Raw genomic sequence first — 18,991 nt, 5'->3', positions numbered from 1 at the left:
GAGGTGAGGGGAGGGTGTCCGGTTCGGTTCGAGCGGCTCAGTTCGTACGGAACTTGGTGTCGAAGGCCTTCATGCGGTCGAGGACCCCGTCCGCGGTGGGCTCGTACATCTCGTCGACGATCCGCCCGTCGGCGAGGAAGACGACCCGGTCCGCGTAGGAGGCGGCCACCGGATCATGGGTCACCATGACGACGGTCTGACCCAACGTCCGTACGGAGTCACGCAGGAACCCCAGGACCTCCGCACCCGCACGCGAGTCCAGGTTCCCGGTCGGCTCGTCCCCGAAGACGATGTCCGGCTTGGACGCGAGAGCCCGGGCGACGGCCACACGCTGCTGCTGGCCACCCGAGAGCTGGGCGGGGCGGTGAGTGAGCCGGCCCGACAGGCCGACCATCCGGATGACGCCGTCCAGCCACTCCTTGTCCGGGGTCCGGCCCGCGATGTCCATCGGGAGCGTGATGTTCTCCAGCGCGGTGAGGGTCGGCAGCAGGTTGAACGCCTGGAAGATGAAGCCGACCTTGTCCCGGCGGAGTTTGGTGAGCTGCCGGTCCGTCAGGGACCCCAGCTCGATGTCACCGACGCGGACCGAGCCGGAGGAGAAGGAGTCCAGCCCGGCCACGCAGTGCATCAGCGTGGACTTGCCGGACCCGGAGGGCCCCATGATCGCGGTGAACCGGGACTGCCCGAAGCCGACACTGACCCGGTCGAGGGCGACCACCTGGGTGTCACCCTGCCCGTAGACCTTGGACAGCTCGGTGGCGCGGGCGGCGAGGGTGGGAGTGCGGGGAGCGGGCGGCGAGGTGGTCACGGGGTCCTGCTCCGATCGGGGGCGCGGACAGCCCGGTGCGCGCGTACGGTCCGCACCTGGCCGGGGACTCCTTCATCGTCCGGTCCGCACCGCTCCCTCCGGATCAGCCGAAGTACTGACCACCTGAAGCTGATGTCGGAACGGGCCTCGTCATCCTCTGGTATGGCATTGCGTCGGCTCCGAGGAAGACACCCGGGAGAAGCCGTCCGAGAAAGGTGGGCCGAGATCGCCAAACCGACAAGCCCGTCCCGTCGCCGTCTCAGCCATTCGGCCGATGCACGCAAGCTCCGGCCCTCGCAGCGTGCCCTGGTCGCTCTGGTGTACCTGCGCGAGCACGACACCCTCGCGCAGATCGCGGCCGGCTTGCGGATCAGCGTGGGCACCGCCCACGCCTACGCGCACACGGTCTTCGATCTCCTGGCCCACCGTGCGCCGGGCCTGACCCGCGATATGGGGGTCATGTCGGTCCGATCAGCACGGTCGGGCCGGGGAACTGCAGGTCCGGCGGGTGGGGCGAGGTTCACTCGTCCCGCCCGCCGACGGTCATCCGTCCCAGCTCCAGTCCGCGACCTCGGGGAGGTCGGTGCCGTGGGAGCGGATCCAGTCGTGGTGGCGCAGTCGGGTGTCCTCCATCCGCTGACGTACGGCGGCGGCGCGCACGGCGAGGCCGGGGACGCGGTCGATGACGTCCATGACGAGGCGGTAGCGGTCGAGGTCGTTGACGACGACCATGTCGAACGGGGTGGTCGTGGTGCCGATCTCCCGGTAGCCGCGCACATGCAGGTTGGCGTGACCGGCGCGCTGGTAGGCCAGCCGGTGGATCAGCCAGGGGTAGCCGTGGTAGGCGAAGACGACCGGCTTGTCGGTGGTGAACAGGCCGTCGTACTCGAAGTCGCTCATCCCGTGCGGGTGTTCACCGGCCGGCATCAGGCGGGCGATGTCGACGACGTTCACGACCCGCACCGCAAGCTCGGGCAGGTGCCGACGCAGCAACTGCGCGGCAGCCAGGACCTCCTGGGTGGGGACGTCGCCGGCGCAGGCGAGCACCACGTCCGGTTCGCGGGTGCCGTCCTCGGTGCCGGCCCAGTCCCAGACCCCGGCGCCGCGCGCGCAGTGGACCTTGGCCTGTTCCATGGACAGCCAGTCGAAGCAGGGCTGTTTGCCCGCCACGATCACGTTGACGTAGTCGCGGCTGCGCAGCGCGTGGTCGGCCACCGACAGCAGGGTGTTGGCGTCCGGCGGCAGATAGACCCGTACGGCCTCGGGGCTCTTGTTCAGGATGTGGTCGACGAAGCCGGGGTCCTGGTGGGAGAAGCCGTTGTGGTCCTGGCGCCAGACATGCGAGGTCAGCAGGTAGTTGAGGGAGGCGATGGGCGCCCTCCACGACAACTCCCGTGTCACGTGCAGCCACTTGATGTGCTGGTTGACCATGGAGTCGACGATGTGCGCGAACGCCTCGTAGCAGGAGAACAGTCCGTGCCGCCCGGTCAGCAGATAGCCCTCCAGCCAGCCCTGACAGGTGTGTTCGGAGAGGATCTCCATCACCCGGCCGTGCCGGTCGAGGCCTTCGTCCACGTCCAGCGTCTCGGCCTGCCAGGCCTTGCCGCTGGCCGCGTAGACGGCCTGGAGCCGGTTGGAGGCGGTCTCGTCGGGGCCGACGAGGCGGAAGTCGCGGCGCTCGGCGGTGGCCCGCATGACGTGTTCGAGCAAGTCGCCCAGGACACGGGTCGGTTCGTGCACGGTGGCGCCCGGCTTGTCGACGGGGATGGCGTACCGCTCCAGGGGCGGCAGGGGCAACTCGCGCAGCAGGAGACCGCCGTTGGCGTGCGGGGTGGCGCCGAGGCGCGCGGTGCCCTCGGGAACGCAGGCGAGCACCTGCTCGCGGGGGCGGCCGTGGGCGTCGAAGAGTTCGTCGGGCCGGTACGAGCGCAGCCATTGCTCCAGTTGCCGCAGGTGCTCGGGGTTGTCGCGGACGGCGGACAGCGGCACCTGGTGCGCACGCCAGGTGCCCTCCACGGGCAGACCGTCGACCTCGGCCGGGCCGGTCCAGCCCTTCGGGGTGCGCAGCACGATCACCGGCCAGCGGGGACGTTCGGTGGCGCCCTCCTCGCGGGCGGCCCGTTGCAGGGCGGCGATCCGGTCCAGGGCGGTGTCCAGCGCGGCTGCCATGGCCCGGTGCACGGTCGCGGGATCGTCGCCGGTGACGTGGATCGGGTCGTGGCCGTAGCCGTTGAGGAGGGAGTCCAGCTCGGGCTCGGGGAGGCGGGCGAGAACCGTCGGGTTGGCGATCTTGTAGCCGTTGAGGTGGAGGATCGGCAGGACGGCGCCGTCGTGGACGGGGTCGAGGAACTTGTTGGAGTGCCAGGACGTGGCCAGCGGTCCGGTCTCCGCCTCGCCGTCGCCGATCACGCAGGCGACCAGCAGGTCCGGGTTGTCGAGGGCGGCCCCGTAGGCGTGCGAGAGTGCGTAGCCCAGTTCGCCGCCCTCGTGGATGGAGCCGGGCGTCTCGGGCGCCACGTGACTGGGCACTCCGCCGGGGAACGAGAACTGCTTGAACAGACGGGCCATGCCGTCGGCGTCGCGCGTGACGTCCGGGTAGGTCTCGGTGTACGAACCCTCCAGCCAGGAGTTGGCCAGTACGGCGGGCCCTCCGTGCCCCGGGCCCCACACGCACAGGGCGTCCTGGCCGCGGGCCTTGATCACGCGGTTGAGGTGGGTGTGGACCAGGTTCAGACCGGGTGACGTGCCCCAGTGGCCGAGCAGCCGTGGCTTGACGTGTTCGGGGCGCAGCGGCTCGGCGAGCAGGGGGTTGGCCATCAGGTAGATCTGGCCGACGGACAGGTAGTTCGCGGCGCGCCAATGGGCGTCCAGGGCCCGTAGCTCCTCCTCGGGGAGCGGGGTACTGGACGCCTGCTGCGTGTCGACGGACATGAAGGTCCCTTCCGGGTCGGTGTCGCCGGTGTCGTCGGGCTGGTGGGGCTGGTCGGCCTCGCCGGGCTGGTCGGTGTCGTCGCTGTGGCCGGTCTGGTAGGCCTCACCGGGCTGCTCGGTCTCGTCGGGCTGTTCCGTCTCGCCGGGCTGCTCGGTCTGGTTGATCTCTCGGGCTCGTCGGTCTCGTCGGTCGGAGGTGTCGCCGGTCCGTGGTCCACCTTTCCCCGCACCGCCGGGTACCCGACAGGGCCGTCCGGGCCACATCCGTCCCCGGCCGGACCGTTCGCCCCGGCACGGATCGGGGCGGACGCTGGTAGGGACGGCCCCACCCGGGCCCCACCTCTGGAGACAGTCATGAACGTGTCCGCCACCCCCAGCGTGCTGCGGGCCCTGTCCGCCCGGCACCGGACCCGCCTGATGTGCTTCGCCCACGAGAACGACATCCCGCAGGGCACCCGCCTGTTCGAGGAGGGCGGGCGTGCCGACCGGTTCTGGATCGTGCGCAGCGGCACCGTCGCCCTCGACCTGCATGTGCCCGGACGCCGCTCACCGGTCATCGAGAGCCTCGGCCACGACGACCTCGTCGGCTGGTCGTGGCTGTTCGAGCCGCACGTCTGGAACCTGGGAGCCCAGGCGGTGACACCGGTCCGCGCCCACGAGTTCGACGCCGTCGCGGTGCGCCTGGCGTGCGCGGAGGACCCGGAGTTCGGGCAGGCCGTCGACCACTGGGTCGGCCGGGTCCTGGCCCATCGCCTGCACGCCACCCGCGTCCGCCTGCTCGACCTGTACGCCCCGTACGGCAGCGGCGACAGGCCCTGAACCGCGGCCGCGGACGAGTTCCCCACCCACCCGGCCACGCGCGTCACGCTGCGTGACACCGGCAACCGGACTCCTCCTCGGCTCGGCCACGGTGACTCGGCCACGGTCGACGGTCGACGGCCACCGCCCTGCCGGACCACTCTGCGCAGTGGGCGCAGGCGTGCCGAGGCCGCTCCCGTATCGCTCCGTCGTACGCCCCGCGACCCGAGGACATCGCCGCGCCGGGGCGCCGTCGCCGCACATCGGACATAGTGTCGCCGTATGGGTGACGCTCAGCGGCTCGACGAACCCTTCGGGCGCCTGGTGCATGAGGTCGGAGCCTCGGTGGGCCTGCTGTACCTGCTGCCGCCCGAGGAGGGGGCCCTGCGGCTGACGGCGGTCTCCGGAGTGCCCGCCCGGCTGGCCGCTCCCTGGGCGCGGGTCACGCTCGACGCCCCGGTCCCGGTGGCCGACGCGGTGCGCGAGCGGCGCCTGGTGTGGCTGGGCAGCCGGGAAGAGGTGGCGCGCCGCTATCCCGCGCTTCAGCTGGTCCTGCCGTACGACTTCATGATGGCCACCGTCGCGATCAACGACGGTGCCGCCGTGTGGGGCGGGATCGTGCTGCTGTGGCCCCTCTGGCATCCGCCGCAGCTGAGCGCGGACGAGCACATCATGATCGATTCCTGCTGCCGCCGCCTGGGCCGGCTGCTGCGCGAGGCCGAGGAGGACGGTCACCCCGTGGTGCCGGGGGCCGAGCCGCGGGTGCTGTCCCCGCCCCCTCGCGCCACCACGGAACAGCTGGACGCCGCGGCCGCCGTCGAATTCGCCGAGCGCCTTCCGATGGGCTGCTGCGCGCTCGACCTGGACGGCCGGATCACCTTCGCGAACACCGCGGCGGCCGAGCTGCTCGGCACGGGCGCCTCAGCCCTGCTGGGAGCCAGGCCGTGGGAGGTGCTGCACTGGCTGCGCGACCCCGCGTTCGAAGACCACTACCGGGCCACGGTGATCGCCCGCCAGCCGACCTCCTTCACCGCCCTGCGCCCACCGGACACACGGCTGAGCTTCCAGCTCTACCCGGATGCCTCCGGGATCAGTGTCCACATCACGCCCGCCCCGGCCGACCAGCCCCTGACGGCCGTGCCGGAGCAGTCATCGGCTCCCGTCGAGCCGGTCGGTGCCACCGCGCACTACCACCTGATGCACCTGGCCGCCGCCCTCACCGAGGCCGTCGGCGCCCGGGACGTGGTCGAGCTGGTCGCCGACCAGATCGTGCCCGCGTTCGGCGCGCAGGCGCTCGCCCTGATGACCGCGGACGAGGGCCGGCTGCACATCGTCGGCCACCGCGGCTACCCGGCCGAGCTCATGGCCAATTTCGACGCCGAGCCGCTGACCTCCGACACCCCGGCCGTCCGCGTCGTGGCCACGGGCCACCCCAGCTTCTTCGGCACCTTCGCGGACCTCAAGCGCGCCTACCCGCCGGCCGTCCACCAGGACGGCATGGGCGCCTGGGCCTTCCTGCCGCTGATCGCCTCCGGCGGCATCGTCGGTTCGCTCGTCCTCGCCTACGACCGGCCCCGGCCGTTCCCCCCGGCCGAGCGCGCCGTCCTGACCTCGCTGGCCGGGCTGATCGCGCAGGCGCTGGACCGGGCCCGCCTCTACGACGCCAAGGACGAGCTGGCCCGCACCCTCCAGGCCGGTCTGCTGCCACACGCCCTGCCGAGCATTCCCGGCCTGGACGTGGCCGCCCGCTATCTGCCGGCCGGCCGCGGCATGGGCATCGGCGGTGACTTCTACGACCTCTTCGGCGGGCCCGCGACCACGGCCGTCGCGGCGATCGGTGACGTCCAGGGCCACAACGTCACCGCGGCGGCGCTCATGGGGCAGGTCCGTACGGCCGTCCACGCCCACGCCACCGCCGGCGCCTCCCCCGGCAACGTGCTCGCCCGCACCAACCGGCTGCTGACCGACCTCGAGACCGGCCTGTTCACCAGCTGCCTCTGCGTCCACCTCGACCTCGCCCGCCACCGCGCGTCCCTGGCCACCGCCGGCCACCCGCCGCCCCTGCTGCGCCATCCCGACGGGCACACGGAGGTCGTGGACCTGTCCCCCGGGCTGCTGCTGGGCATCGACGCCGACGCCGACTACACCACCACCGGGATCGAACTGCCCCCGGGCTGTGTCCTCGCCCTCTACACCGACGGACTCGTCGAGATCCCGGGCGTCGACATCGACGACACCACCGCGGAGCTCGCCGCCCGTCTGGCCGGCGCCCCGGACGGGTCGGGGGAAGGCACCGTGAAGGGCACGATGGAGAGCCTGGCCGACACCCTGGTCCAGCCCGCCGGACACATCGCGTCCCGCCACGACGACATCGCCCTGCTCCTCCTCAACCCGCTGAGCTGAGCACGGGTTGTCCGAGCCGGGCACCGTGGTGGAGGATCTTCGCCGGACGGGGTGGACCGGGGCTCCCCGAAGATGCCGAGTGCGAGGGGGCTGCCATCCTTTCGGTAGTGGTCAATGTGCTGGTCGGGCTGGCGACCAGTTTCATCGGTGGGGCGTGCGTGTGGCTGTGGGAGCGCGGCAAGCGGTCCCGGGTGCTGCGCCGCAAGGCGGACTTCTTCGGTGTCGTACCGGGCGAGACCTGCCTGGTCGTCATCGGCAGCAAGCACAACGCGCCGGGCGTCACCCCGCACAAGGACCTCCGCGCCATCATCGAGGTGGCGACCCTGGCCAGCCAGCTCGGCAGCGACGTCCACACGGAGTCCGGCAACGACTTCCGCGGCAGCAACGACGCCCGGACCGAGTTCTGCATCGGCGGGCCGCTCGGCGACGCCAACATCCGCGCGGGCGGGCACCTCGCCGCCCACCTGCCCGGCGTCACGATCCTCCCGTACGGCCCGGGCCCCGAGTCGGTGGGCTACGTCGTCGGCGGTGAGCGGTACCTGTGGGACAAGGGCAACGTGGAACACGCCCTCGTCGCCAAGTTCACGCCCCCGGAGGCCAGTCGCCCCGTCTTCCTGGTCTGCGGCCAGAGTTCCCTGGCGAACCAGGCCGCGATCCACTACCTCAAGCGCAACCACCGCGAGATCGCCGCCTCCCTGGCCTCCACCGACCGCTTCTGCCTCCTCATCAAGCTCGACCGCATCAGCACGTACGGCTTCCAGGGCGCCACCTTCGAACGCGACGTCACCACCGAGGCGTTCACCCCGGCCTGATCTCACGAGCGTGACCGTGTTTGCGAGGGGCAGGCGGAGGTCGGTCTCACCGGGGGCAGGTGGTGCCCGTGACCCGTGCCGTGAGATCTTGTCGGCGTCCCTCCGCGCGCTGGGTGAGGGACGGTGGCCCTCACACGGGGAAGGGGCTCATGGAAGCGGCATCGAATGAGCGACTGCACCATCGGCAGGCGTGGGCGGCCAGGACCGCGCTCGCCGCGACGGCGGCGGCGGCGCTGCTGCCCGTCCTGGTCGGCGGGGTGCGGGGCGTGGTGCTCCTGGCGGTGGGCGTCTCGGGGCTCGCCGTCGCGGCTGCCGCCCTGTGGTGGGCGCTGTCCCGCCGGGGCGCGGCCCGGGTGGCCGCGGCGCTGCTGACGGTCGCCGCGCCCGTCGCGGTCGTCGCGATGTTCGCCGCGATGAACCTGTTGTGGGTGGTCGTGCTGTCGGCGCTGCTGTGGTGCTTCGCCGTGTGGGCGGGCCGGTACGCCCTGCGCAGCACGGGGCTGCGCCCGGCCCGTATGAAGGAGCACCGGACGCCACCGCCACAGCGGCCCTTCCTGATCCTCAACCCTCGTTCCGGCGGCGGGAAGGTCGAGCGGTTCTCCCTGCGTGAGAAGGCCGAGAGCCTGGGCGCACACGTGGTACTGCTCGATCCGGAGCGGCAGCAGGACGTCACGGAGCTGGCGAGGTCCGCGGTGGCCCGGGGAGCGGACCTCCTGGGCGTGGCGGGCGGCGACGGCACGCAGGCCCTGGTCGCCGCCGTCGCCGCGGAGCACGACGTGCCGTTCCTCGTGATCTCGGCCGGTACCCGCAACCACTTCGCCATGGACCTCGGGCTCGACCGCGACGACCCGTCCACCTGTCTGGACGCGCTGACCGACGGGGTGGAACTCCATGTCGACCTCGGCTTCGCCGACGGGCGCCCCTTCGTCAACAACGCCTCCTTCGGGGTCTACGGGGCGGTCGTGCAGAGCCCGGGCTACCGCGACGACAAGGTGGGCACCGCGCTGGAGCTGCTGCCGGACCTGCTCTCCCGGCAGCGCGGCCCGCGGCTGACCGTCCGTGCCGACGACACCGCGCTCACCGACCCGCAGGCCGTGCTGGTCAGCAACAACCCCTACCGCACCGGCGATCCCTTCGGGTTCGGCCGGCGTGAGCGCCTGAACTCCGGGAAGCTCGGGGTCCTCTCGGTCCGCGTGGACAGTGCCGTGGAGGCGGCGGAACTGCTGCTGGACCCGAACCCGGCCGGTCTCGCGGCGCTGACCGCCCACGAGGTGGTCGTCGAGGCCGACGAACCGCACCTGGAGGTCGGGCTCGACGGCGAGGCGCTGCTGCTGCCGACCCCCGTCCGCTGCCGCGTGGCCCGCCGTGCGCTGCGCGTCCGGGTCCCCCGCGTGCGCCCGGGTGTTCCGGAGCCGCCGCCCCGCCTCGACTGGCGCCGCCTGCGCAAGCTCGCGGCCGCCGTGGGACGTACGGCGGTGCCCGGCCGCACGTCGCCCCCCACGGCACCGCCGCCCCGGCAGGAGAGTGGGTCACAGCGGTGACCAGGGCGCCCTCGCTCAGCCGGGAGACGCCGCGATCCGTACGCGGTCGCTGTCGTTGTCGGAAAGGAAGGACGCCAGCGCCCGGCCCTCGTCGGTGACCAGGGCACGGTCGGAACGGGAGAAGCGGCGCAGCGGGGTGACCGTCACGGTGTCGGCCTTGACGTCCCACGTCGCGGCGACCCGGCCGTCGACCAGGACGACGCGGGCGCCGGTGACCGACAGACCGCGGTGGGCGTCGTCGATGATCCGACTGCGGTCGTGGTAGCCGAGGATCGCATTGTCGAAGGCCGGCAGGAAACGCACCGGGGCGGGCGTGTCGCCGTCGGGGCGCGGCGCGTCGGGGAGGTCGAGCAGTTCCCGACCGCGCTCGTCGCGGAAGACGACCAGTTCATCGCGTAGCGCGGCGACCGCGGTCGGCAGTCCGGCGAGCCCGCACCAGGCGCGCAGGTCGGCGGAGGCGGCGGGACCGAACGCGGCCAGATAGCGACGTAGCAGCGCCTGACCCACGGGATCGGAGCCGTCCGGGGACGGCGGGTCGATGTCGCGGCCCAGCCAGGACGACATCAGGACGTTGCGCACGCCTGCCCTCGTGCGCCACAGCCCCCGCGGCGGTAGTTGCGCCATCGGGACGAGGGCCGCGATCACCATTTCCCCCAGGGCCCGGGGTCCGGCCGTCGGCCAGCGCCCGGTGAGCGGCCGCGCGAGCTCGGTCATCGAGCGGGGCTCGCCGTCGGCCATGACCGCCCGGCCCGCGGCGGCCAGTTGGTCGAGGTCGACGTCGGCGAGTTCGCGGCGGTAGGTCCCGAGCACCCGCTGGCGCAGCATGGGGTCGTGGCGGGCACGCCAGGCCAGGGCGTCGTCGGCGGTGACGAGGTGGACGGTGCGGCGCATCAGGTGGGTGCGGACCACGCGGCGCCGGACCAGCAGGTCCGACAGCCGCGACGGGTCGAACGCGGTCAGCCGTGACCACAGTCCGACGAACGGTTCCTGCGGTTCCTGTGCCTGGAGACCTCCGAGGTGTGCGACGGTGTCGAGGACCGGTGCCTCGGCACGATCGAGGAGCAACTGCCGGGCGAGCGTCGCGCGGTTGAGCGCCCGGGTGTCGAGAACGGTCATCGCGTCAGGCCGCGGTGCTCGTCCGCGGTGACGACGGTGACGACGGTGAACTTCACTGTGAGGCTCTTCCCTTCGATGCGTACTGGTCCGGCACCGACGGTCGCAGGAGATGCGGTCAGGGTGTGTCCGCGTCTCTCGGCATGGTGGGCGTCAGGCAGCGTCGCCGCCTGCCCGGGTGAGCCGCAAGGACGGCGCCCCCGCGCGGTGAGGCGCGGGGGCGTGCGGTGTGCCCATGAGAGGCGCGGGTGTGCCCATGAGGGGCGCGTGCTGAGGGCCGCCGCTCAGCTCACGGTACGTCCCGCCGTGTGCCACGGCGTGAAGGCGTTCGTCAGACCGGCGAGCGCCGTGCGCAGCTCGGGGTGGTGACGCAACAGCACGGTGATCATGCTGTTGTCGTCGATCCAGGCCATGCCGGCCTTGGAGTACACCTCGGGGGTGTAGTACTCGGTGAAGAAGCGGTCGCTGTTGAGCCGGCGTGACGCCATGAGGACGAAGATGCGGAACGCGGTGTCGCTGAAGGCGAATCCGGCCGGCAGCTTCTCCGCGTACAGCCCGACCATGAGGTCGACCTTCTCGATGTCACCGTCGTAGAGCTGCTCGATCTGCTCGGCCCACGCCCGGTTCTCCGTCAGCTCCAGGAAGGTCGCCGCGGGCTTGAGCCGCAGCAGTCGCCGGAACTCGTTGTAGCGGGGGACGCCCAGTTCCCGGGTGCGCAGGATGTCGGTGGCGGCGAGGTCCTGAAAGTGTCCGTCGGGACGCTGGAACTCCTGGAGGAACCGGGGGAAGTTGTGCAGGGTGACCAGCCCGGGGTGGAGCGTGCCGAAGCTGTACAGCAGGTCGGTCATGTCCGTGGTCTCCAGGAACTTCAACGCTCCTGGACCGGAGATGTCGCGCAGTGTGCAGTGGCGCAGCGTCGCGTCGTCGTCGGCGGAGCGCAGATGCCACTCGTCGCGGATGAGCGGGTGCATGCGGTAGACGGCTACGAACTCCTCGGTGAGGGCGTACGGGACGCCGTAGTGGTCCGTCGCGCCGCCGGGGATGCCGCTGAGGACCTCGCTGCCGCTGATCCGGCCGAAGAGCTTGTGGACGCGTTCGCCCGCGAGGCCCCACCAGTTGGCGCGCAGCGCCGTGACGGTGGTGGGGTGGCTGATGACGGCCGGGGTCCACTCCACGGTGTGGATCTTGGCGAGGAGTGCGGCGTTGACCAGCCGGGCGCGCTGGAAGAGCTCCTCGTCGTCCCACGAGGGGTACGCGGCGTGCAGGTGGTCGCAGATCGCGTTGTGCTCCCGCGCGAACAGGTCGTGCATCATGGCGAGGCCCAGCCAGAAGCCGGGGACCTTCGAGGGGTCGCGGGAGGGGTCGGAGGGCACCGGGGACTGCTCGCCGTCCCACAGGCGCAGCTTGCCCAGCCGGCCGGTGCGCGCCCTGCGCTGTTCGGTCTCGTTCGACCCGTAGATCTGTGAGCCGTCCCACCAGTGCGAGGACACGTTGACGCGGGTGTCGGGCGTGTCGGCGGGCGCGTGCGGGTCGCGGGTCGGGTCGTCCGGGGTCCGCATGATCCGCATGGGCTGTTCCGGCCACGGGTCGTCGTCCATGAGCGGTACTTCCCAGGGCCGGTCCGCGGGGCTCGTCCCGTGGCTGAACCAGTCGCGGATCATGAACTGGAGCCAGGCGGCGACCAGGGAGTTGACCGATTCGGCCGGGGTCAGCTCGTCACGGGTGAGCAGCGCGCGGCTGACGTCGCGGGGGTTGGGCCGGGACAGTACGTCCTCGGGGGCGGCCGGAGCGATCCGGTCCAGCGGGATGTTCCGGCCGAATCGGGTGCCGGCCATGCCCATGCGCGGGTCGCCGAGGTCGTTGTGGCTGCCGTCGGCCGTCCGGTTGACCTTGTGGGTCTCGGAGGGGGGCGCGGGATCGGGTACGCCGACCGAGGGCACCTGGCCGGTGTCGTGGAGGTTCTTCTGGCGGAGCGTGACGCGCAGTCCGAGGAGGGTCAGCAGACCGGGGAGCACGGGCAGTTTGTCCCAGCCGATGCGCCGGTCCACGTACTGGGCCGTACTGGTGACGATCCGCCAGGGCAGTGACGTACGGTATCCGGCCGAGGAACGCGCGGCGCGTCCTTGTTCGCTCATCGCGGTACTCCAGGGTGAGGGGGCAGGGGGCACAAAGCCACAAATCACCCCTGATCGACACGTTAGGGGAGCCGCTCCACCCCCGCACTTCGAGCAGTGACGACGGATACTGAGCGTATCGACGGACCCTGCGGGCTCGTGCTGACGGAAGGTCGCGGCGTATGCGGGCAGCATCCGGCTTCCACCCGGTCGGGAGGGTCATGGCATGGCTGCGGGCGCACGACCCGGAGCTGGCCGCGACCCGCAGGGCGGTGCGTGCCGCCGTGGTGATGCCGGGGCTGTTCGCGCTGTGCAGTCAGGTGTTCCACGCACCGGCGATGGCGCTCTACGCGGCGTTCGGTTCGCTCTCGATGCTGCTGTTCGTCGAGTTCACCGGTCCGATGGTGCAGCGGCTGCGGGCCCATGTGGGTCTCGGGGCGGCCTGGCTGGTGTTCATCTGTCTCGGCACCGTCGCGGCCCGGGAGAACTGGGTCGCGGTGACCCTCACCGTGGTGATCGGCTTCGTGGTGCTCTTCTCGGGTGTGGTCAGTTCCGTGCTCGCCGGGGCGTCGACCGCGCTGCTGCTGGCCTTCGTCCTGCCCGTGAGCACGCCCGCGCCGCAGTCGGTGCTGCCCGACCGGCTCGCGGGCGCCGGCCTCGCGTCCGTCGCCGCCCTGCTCGCGATCTCCCTGCTGTGGCCGCGGCCCGCCGCGGACCCGCTCAGCGCGCCCGCCGCACGCGTCTGCCGCGCGGCCGCGGCACAACTGCGCAGCGACGCGTCCCGGCTGGCGCACGACGCCGAGGCGGCGAGCGTGCGCGCGTGCCGGGAGACCGCCGACCGGGCCGCCGTGGCGGCGGCCGACCTGCGTGCCGTCTTCGGCGCCACTCCCTACCGGCCCACGGGGTTGTCCACCAGCTCGCGGGCCCTGGTACGGCTGGTCGACGAGTTGACGTGGCTCAGCACGATCGTGGCCGACAGCGCGCCCCCGCCCGTCGAGCAGCCGCTGTGCGATCCCGAGGCCCACGCCGTGCGGCGCGCGGCCGCCGTCGTCCTGGAGCGGACCGCCGACCTGCTGGACGCGCCGCACGGTGCGCCCGAGGCGCTGCGGACCGCCATGACGCGGCTGCGCGCGGCCATGGACCGCATGGAACGCAGCGCCACCGCCCTGCTGCCGGCGCACCTGCCCCGGCCCGGTACGCAAGCGGAGGTGCGCGCCTTCATCGGCGTCCTGGACCTGTCGTTCCGCGCCCAGGAACTGGGCTTCGCGACGCTCCGGATCGCGGGCAACGTGGACCTGGCGGCAGCGGCGGAACGGCGCAGCTGGCCGGAGCGGCTGCTCGGCCTCGAACCCGGTGGGCCCGGCCGGCCGCTGGCGTCCGCGCGGGCGCGTGCCCTCGCCCATCTGACGCCCGGTTCGGTGTGGCTGCACAACAGCCTCCGGGGGGCGGTGGGCCTGGGTGTCGCGGTCGCCCTGGTGAAGGCGACGGACGTGCAGCACTCGTTCTGGGTGCTCCTCGGCACCCTGTCGGTGCTGCGCTCGAACGCCCTGAACACCGGGCAGAACGCGATCCGCGCGCTCGCCGGCACGCTCGTGGGGTCCGTCATCGGCGCCGCGTTGCTGCAGCTCATCGGTCGGCACGACACCGCGCTGTGGTTCCTGCTGCCGCTCGCCGTGCTGATCGCCGGCATCGCACCGGCCGCCGTGTCGTTCGCCGCGGGCCAGGCGGCCTTCACCGTCACGCTGGCCATCCTGTTCAACATCGACCAGCGCCCCGACTGGCACATCGTGCTGCTGCGTGTCCAGGACATCGGGCTCGGCTGTGCCGTGAGTGTGCTCGTGGGCGTGTTCCTCTGGCCGCGCGGCGCCGCGGCCGCGGTCCATCGGGCCCTCGCCGAGGCGTACACCGACAGCGCCCGCTATCTGGCCGGGGCCGTCGAGTACGCCATGGGCCGCTGTGGCACGCACCCGTCCCCGGCGGAAACTCCCCTGGCGGAGAGCCGCGAGGCGGCGGCCGCCGCGCGCAGGCTCGACGACGCCTTCCGCGGCTTCCTGGCCGAACGGGGCGCGAAGCCCCTGTCGCTGGCGAACATGACCACGCTGGTCACCGGCATCGTCGGCCTGCGGGCCGCCGCGAACGCGGTGCTGGGCCTGTGGCAGCGCTCGGACGAACGCGACGAGGGTACGGACCGCGCCGAGGCGGGCCTGGTGCTGCTGCACTCGGCGGGCCGGGTGACCGGCTGGTACGAGGACCTGGCCGCGAGCCTCGCCCGGCACTCGGCGGTCCGGGACCCCATGCCGCACAGCGCCACGGCCGAGGCGAGCCTGGTGGCCTCCCTCCACCGCGACCTGCGCGACGCCGACGGCAGGGCCTCCGACACCGCCGTGCGCATCATCTGGACCGTCGACCACCTCAAGGCGGCGAGGCGCCTCCAGCCGAGCCTGGCGGCCGCGGCCAGGCACGACGGATCTCCCTCGTCCCGGTGAGCGCCCGTGAGGCCCTCGCGGCGAACCGGACGGACGACCACGGCGGGGGCGGCCGACAGAAGCGGACGAGGGTGTGGTGCCTGCCCACACGGTCGCCGTCCTGGCAGGATGGCGCCATGGAACGTGTGCTTGGAATCGGCGGATACTTCCTGCGGGCCGGCGACCCTGGGGCCCTGAGTGCGTGGTACCGCGATTGCCTGGGCCTGGACGCCGACGAACACGGCCTGTGGCGTCAGGAAGCCGGGGGGACGGTGTTCGCGACGTTCGAGTCCGAGACCGACTACTTCGGCTCCCGCGCCCAGCAGACCATGCTCAACTTCCGGGTCCGCGACCTGGATGCGATGCTCGCGCAACTGCGCGCCAAGGGAGCGGACGTGGCGCAGGAGACCCAGGACATGGAGGGCGTCGGCCGATTCGGCTGGGTCACCGATCCTGAGGGCAATCGCGTCGAGCTGTGGCAGCCCGTCTGAGCGTGTCGTCGATGCGTCAGTGCGACTCGCGGGTCACCTCCGAGCCGCTGGAGCCCAGGAGGAAGTCCAGGTCGGCGCCGGTGTCGGCCTGGAGGACGTGGTCGACGTAGAGGCGTTCCCAGCCGCGGCGGGGGTTGGCGAAGCCGGTGACGGTGGCCTTGTCCGGGGTCCTGCGGGCGAGTTCGTCGGCGGGTACGTCGACGTCGATGCGGCGGGCCTCGACGTCGAGGGTGACGAAGTCGCCGGTCCGCACCAGCGCGAGCGGGCCGCCGGCCGCGGCCTCCGGGGCCACGTGCAGGACGACGGTGCCGTAGGCGGTGCCGCTCATTCGGCCGTCGCAGACGCGGACCATGTCGCGTACGCCCTGTGCGAGGAGCTTCTTCGGCAGCGGCATGTTCGAGACCTCGGGCATGCCCGGGTAGCCCTTCGGGCCGCAGCCGCGCAGGACGAGGACGGAGTCGGCGTCCACGTCGAGTTCGGGGTCGTCGATGCGGGCGTGGAAGTCCTCGACGGAGTCGAAGACGACCGCCCGGCCGCGGTGGCGCAGCAGGTGCGGGGAGGCGGCGGCCGGTTTGACGAGTGCCCCGTCGGGGGCGAGGTTGCCGCGCAGGACGGCGATGCCGCCCTCGGCGACCAGCGGCTCGGCGCGGGTGCGGATGACGTCGCCGTCCCAGATCTCGGCGTCGTCGAGCGAGTCGACCAGGGGCCTGCCGGTGACGGTCAGGGCCTCGGGGTCGAGCAGGTCGCGTACCTCGCGCAGGACGGCGCGCAGGCCTCCGGCGCGGTGGAAGTCCTCCATGAGGAAGCGGCCGGCCGGCTGGAGGTCCACCAGGACCGGCACGCGGGAGCCGATGCGGTCGAAGTCGTCGAGGGTCAGGTCGATGCCCAGGCGGCCGGCGATCGCCAGGAGGTGGACGACCGCGTTGGTCGAGCCGCCGACGGCGGCGAGCGCCACGATCGCGTTGTGGAAGGACGCCGTGGTCAGGAAGGTCCCGGGCCGCCGGTCGGCGCCCACCATGTCCACCGCCAGCCGGCCGGTGTGGTGCGCCGCCTCCAGCAGGCGGCTGTCGGGGGCGGGGGTTCCGGCCACGCCGGGGACGACCGTGCCCAGCGCCTCGGCCACCAGCGCCATCGTCGAGGCGGTGCCCATGGTGTTGCAGTGCCCGCGGCTGCGGATCATCGCCGATTCGGAGCGGGTGAACTGCTCCTGGGAGAGCGTGCCGGCCCGCACCTCCTCCGACAGCCGCCACACGTCGGTGCCGCAGCCCAGCGGCGTGCCCCGGAAGGTGCCGGTCAGCATGGGTCCACCGGGGACGACGACGGCGGGCAGGTCCACCGAGGCGGCGGCCATGAGCAGCGACGGGATCGTCTTGTCGCAGCCGCCCAACAGGACGACACCGTCGACGGGGTTGGCCCGCAGCATCTCCTCCGTGGCCATCGCGGCCATGTTGCGCCAGAGCATGGCCGTGGGGCGCAGGTTCGTCTCACCCAGCGACACCACGGGCAGGTCCAGTGGGATCCCGCCCGCCTCGTACACGCCGTCGCGCACCGAGGCGGCCACCTCGTTCAGATGCGCGTTGCACGGAGTCAGGTCGGACGCGGTGTTGGCGATGGCGATCTGCGGCCGGCCGGTGAAGGCGTCCCCGGGCACGCCCCGCCGCATCCACGCCCGATGGATGTAGGCGTTGCGGCCCTGACCCTCGTACCACTGTGCGCTGCGGAGGCTGACCATGGAGTCCCTTCCAATAGTCGGTACGGCGGTCTAATGTTCGGAACGCCATGAAGCGTACGCAGACCTCCGACGAATCGACAGACCCCGTCGAGGACGGCGCGCCAGGAGCCGACAGCGGCCGTCTCGTGGGCTCGGACCGGGTGCTCGCCGTCCTCAAGGAACTCGCCCGGTATCCCACGGGCGTGGGTCTTGAGGAGCTGACCCGGGCGATCGGCAGTCCCAAGCCGACCGTGCACCGGGCCCTCGGTGCGCTGCGCCGGGCCGGACTGGCCGACCAGGACTCCCGCGGCCGCTATGTGCTCGGGGACGAGTTCCTGCGCATGGCCTTCGCCCATCACGAGGTCCGGCCCGAGCACGTCCGGGTCCGTCCCCTGCTCGACACGCTGGCGCGCCGGTTCGGCGAGACCGCGCACTACGCGGTGCTGGACGGTCGTGAGGTCGTCTACCGCGCGAAGGTCGACCCGCCCGCCGGCGCGGTCCGGCTGACGTCGACGATCGGCGGACGCAACCCCGCGCACTCCACCGCCGTCGGCAAGTCGTTGCTCGCGGGGCGGCTGACGTCGTCGGCGGAGGTCGAGAGGTGGATCGGCGACTCCCCGCTGGAGCGCCGGACGCCCCGGACCCTGGCCACGGCCGCCGACCTGCACCGGGAACTGACGGCCACGCGTGAACGCGGCTACGGCGTGGACGACCAGGAGAACGAGAAGGGGGTCAACTGCCTCGCGGTGCCCGTGTACCTCGTCTCACCAACCATCCCCTCCGGCGCGGTGAGCATCAGCGCGCTGGCCTACCGGACGCCCCTGGCCGGCCTGGTCGACCTGCTCGACGAGATCCGCCACCTGCTCGGTCCCCTCTGCCGACCCCACAACTGACTGAAGACCCGTCGGGACGCCCCTCAACCCTGGAGAAACGAATCGTGTACCTCATGCGCATCGGTGCCGCCGGCGCCGAGAAGCCCGTCGCCCGCGTCGACGACGAGACCTACGTCGACCTCTCCGACGTCGTCGTGGACTTCGACGAGGCGTTCTTCGGGTCGGGCGGCGTCGACCGCGTGCGCCCCGTCGTGGCCGAGCGGGCGGCGGCGGGCCGGGTGTCCCGCTTCGCCGGAGAGCGGATCGGCGCGCCGATCGCCCGCCCGCACCAGATCCTGTGCATCGGCCTGAACTACCGCGACCACGCGGCCGAGAGCGGCATGCCCGTCCCCGACGAGCCGATCCTGTTCACCAAGTCGCCCAACACGCTGATCGGCCCGAACGACGACGTGCGCATCCCGCGCGGGTCCACCAGAACCGACTGGGAGGTCGAACTCGGCATCGTCATCGGCAGGCGTACCGGCTACCTCGACTCCGTCGACGAGGCCCGCGACGCCATCGCCGGGTACGTCGTCGTCAACGACGTCAGTGAACGCGCCTTCCAGTTGGAGCGCGGCGGGCAGTGGGCCAAGGGCAAGTCCGCCGAGACCTTCAACCCCGCGGGGCCCTGGCTCGCCACCTCCGACGAGATCGACGACGTCCTCGCGCTGGACATGTGGCTGGACGTCAACGGCGTACGCCGGCAGACCGGCAACACCAAGACGATGATCTTCGACCCGTACTTCATCGTGCACTACCTCAGCCAGTTCCTCGTCCTGGAGCCGGGCGACCTGATCAACACGGGCACCCCGCCCGGCGTCGGCATGGGCCTCACCCCGCCCGAGTACCTCCAGCCGGGTGACGTGATGGAACTGGGCATCAGGCGCCTCGGCGCCCAGCGCCAGCATGTGGTCGGGCCCCGGTAGCCGCCG

Annotated in this window: 13 protein-coding genes and 1 pseudogene; 9 read left to right on the top strand and 5 right to left on the bottom strand. The window is 72.3% G+C overall.

The window, feature by feature from the left end:
* Positions 1 to 37: 37 nt before the first annotated feature.
* Positions 38 to 808, bottom strand: coding sequence for an ABC transporter ATP-binding protein (locus ACGFNV_RS39140; RefSeq protein ID WP_393629416.1), 771 nt, complete (start codon positions 806 to 808; stop codon positions 38 to 40).
* A 273-nt stretch (positions 809 to 1,081) separates the two neighbouring features.
* Between ACGFNV_RS39140 and ACGFNV_RS39135 the strand changes: the two are divergent.
* Positions 1,082 to 1,261 (top strand): annotated as a pseudogene (locus tag ACGFNV_RS39135) (transposase family protein); the annotation flags it as partial.
* Positions 1,262 to 1,351: 90 nt separating this feature from the next.
* On the opposite strand, the gene ACGFNV_RS39130 reads toward ACGFNV_RS39135, so the two are convergent.
* Positions 1,352 to 3,739 carry a phosphoketolase gene (locus tag ACGFNV_RS39130; RefSeq protein ID WP_393629525.1) on the bottom strand — a complete coding sequence of 796 codons (2,388 nt, stop codon included), beginning with the start codon at positions 3,737 to 3,739 and terminating at the stop codon, positions 1,352 to 1,354.
* A 354-nt stretch (positions 3,740 to 4,093) separates the two neighbouring features.
* Here ACGFNV_RS39130 and ACGFNV_RS39125 point away from each other — a divergent pair, with 354 nt between their 5' ends.
* The 4 genes from ACGFNV_RS39125 to ACGFNV_RS39110 all read left to right on the top strand — a co-directional run bounded on the left by ACGFNV_RS39125 (position 4,094) and on the right by ACGFNV_RS39110 (position 9,293).
* Entirely contained in the window at positions 4,094 to 4,558 is a 465-nt protein-coding gene (locus tag ACGFNV_RS39125; RefSeq protein WP_393629415.1) for a Crp/Fnr family transcriptional regulator, read from the top strand.
* 261 nt (positions 4,559 to 4,819) lie between these two features.
* Positions 4,820 to 6,940, top strand: coding sequence for a SpoIIE family protein phosphatase (locus ACGFNV_RS39120; protein ID WP_393629414.1), 2,121 nt, complete (start codon positions 4,820 to 4,822; stop codon positions 6,938 to 6,940).
* Between the two features lie 107 nt (positions 6,941 to 7,047).
* A complete protein-coding gene (locus tag ACGFNV_RS39115) occupies positions 7,048 to 7,752 on the top strand; it encodes a hypothetical protein (protein ID WP_393629413.1) in 705 nt (234 codons plus the stop codon).
* Positions 7,753 to 7,901: 149 nt separating this feature from the next.
* On the top strand, positions 7,902 to 9,293 hold the full coding sequence (locus ACGFNV_RS39110) for a diacylglycerol/lipid kinase family protein (RefSeq protein WP_393629412.1): 1,392 nt from the start codon (positions 7,902 to 7,904) through the stop codon (positions 9,291 to 9,293).
* Between the two features lie 15 nt (positions 9,294 to 9,308).
* On the opposite strand, the gene ACGFNV_RS39105 is transcribed toward ACGFNV_RS39110, so the two are convergent.
* Together ACGFNV_RS39105 and ACGFNV_RS39100 are read right to left on the bottom strand one after the other, a co-directional pair.
* Entirely contained in the window at positions 9,309 to 10,409 is a 1,101-nt protein-coding gene (locus ACGFNV_RS39105) for a winged helix DNA-binding domain-containing protein (protein WP_393629410.1), read from the bottom strand.
* A gap of 281 nt (positions 10,410 to 10,690) precedes the next feature.
* The gene (locus tag ACGFNV_RS39100; RefSeq protein WP_393629409.1) at positions 10,691 to 12,541 is read right to left on the bottom strand and encodes a peroxidase family protein; all 1,851 of its coding nucleotides are present in this window, start codon (positions 12,539 to 12,541) and stop codon (positions 10,691 to 10,693) included.
* A 161-nt stretch (positions 12,542 to 12,702) separates the two neighbouring features.
* On the opposite strand from ACGFNV_RS39100, the gene ACGFNV_RS39095 reads away from it, so the two are divergent.
* Positions 12,703 to 15,006, top strand: a complete 2,304-nt coding sequence (locus ACGFNV_RS39095) for an FUSC family protein (protein ID WP_393629407.1) — start codon at positions 12,703 to 12,705, stop codon at positions 15,004 to 15,006.
* A 116-nt stretch (positions 15,007 to 15,122) separates the two neighbouring features.
* Positions 15,123 to 15,476: a VOC family protein gene (locus tag ACGFNV_RS39090; RefSeq protein ID WP_393629406.1), complete on the top strand. Its 354-nt coding sequence runs from the start codon at positions 15,123 to 15,125 to the stop codon at positions 15,474 to 15,476.
* Positions 15,477 to 15,492: 16 nt separating this feature from the next.
* Here ACGFNV_RS39090 and ACGFNV_RS39085 read toward each other — a convergent pair whose 3' ends face one another.
* A complete protein-coding gene (locus ACGFNV_RS39085) occupies positions 15,493 to 17,208 on the bottom strand; it encodes an IlvD/Edd family dehydratase (RefSeq protein ID WP_393629404.1) in 1,716 nt (571 codons plus the stop codon).
* A gap of 47 nt (positions 17,209 to 17,255) precedes the next feature.
* On the opposite strand from ACGFNV_RS39085, the gene ACGFNV_RS39080 reads away from it, so the two are divergent.
* The gene (locus tag ACGFNV_RS39080; protein ID WP_393629402.1) at positions 17,256 to 18,080 is read left to right on the top strand and encodes an IclR family transcriptional regulator; all 825 of its coding nucleotides are present in this window, start codon (positions 17,256 to 17,258) and stop codon (positions 18,078 to 18,080) included.
* Positions 18,081 to 18,124: 44 nt separating this feature from the next.
* Entirely contained in the window at positions 18,125 to 18,985 is an 861-nt protein-coding gene (locus ACGFNV_RS39075; RefSeq protein WP_393629401.1) for a fumarylacetoacetate hydrolase family protein, read from the top strand.
* Positions 18,986 to 18,991: the final 6 nt, after the last annotated feature.

The sequence above is a fragment of the Streptomyces sp. NPDC048751 genome, assembly GCF_043198595.1.
Lineage (GTDB): Bacteria > Actinomycetota > Actinomycetes > Streptomycetales > Streptomycetaceae > Streptomyces.
The sequence above is the reverse complement of the archived record's forward strand: the minus strand, read 5'-3'. Positions and strand labels throughout refer to the sequence as shown.

Coding starts and splice junctions, on each gene's coding strand:
- ACGFNV_RS39090 (WP_393629406.1), top strand. CDS start 15,123: ATGGAACGTGTGCTTGGAATCGGCGGATACTTCCTGCGGGCCGGCGAC.
- ACGFNV_RS39120 (WP_393629414.1), top strand. CDS start 4,820: ATGGGTGACGCTCAGCGGCTCGACGAACCCTTCGGGCGCCTGGTGCAT.
- ACGFNV_RS39080 (WP_393629402.1), top strand. CDS start 17,256: ATGAAGCGTACGCAGACCTCCGACGAATCGACAGACCCCGTCGAGGAC.
- ACGFNV_RS39110 (WP_393629412.1), top strand. CDS start 7,902: ATGGAAGCGGCATCGAATGAGCGACTGCACCATCGGCAGGCGTGGGCG.
- ACGFNV_RS39100 (WP_393629409.1), bottom strand. CDS start 12,541: ATGAGCGAACAAGGACGCGCCGCGCGTTCCTCGGCCGGATACCGTACG.
- ACGFNV_RS39125 (WP_393629415.1), top strand. CDS start 4,094: ATGAACGTGTCCGCCACCCCCAGCGTGCTGCGGGCCCTGTCCGCCCGG.
- ACGFNV_RS39085 (WP_393629404.1), bottom strand. CDS start 17,208: ATGGTCAGCCTCCGCAGCGCACAGTGGTACGAGGGTCAGGGCCGCAAC.
- ACGFNV_RS39105 (WP_393629410.1), bottom strand. CDS start 10,409: ATGACCGTTCTCGACACCCGGGCGCTCAACCGCGCGACGCTCGCCCGG.
- ACGFNV_RS39130 (WP_393629525.1), bottom strand. CDS start 3,739: ATGTCCGTCGACACGCAGCAGGCGTCCAGTACCCCGCTCCCCGAGGAG.
- ACGFNV_RS39095 (WP_393629407.1), top strand. CDS start 12,703: ATGCGGGCAGCATCCGGCTTCCACCCGGTCGGGAGGGTCATGGCATGG.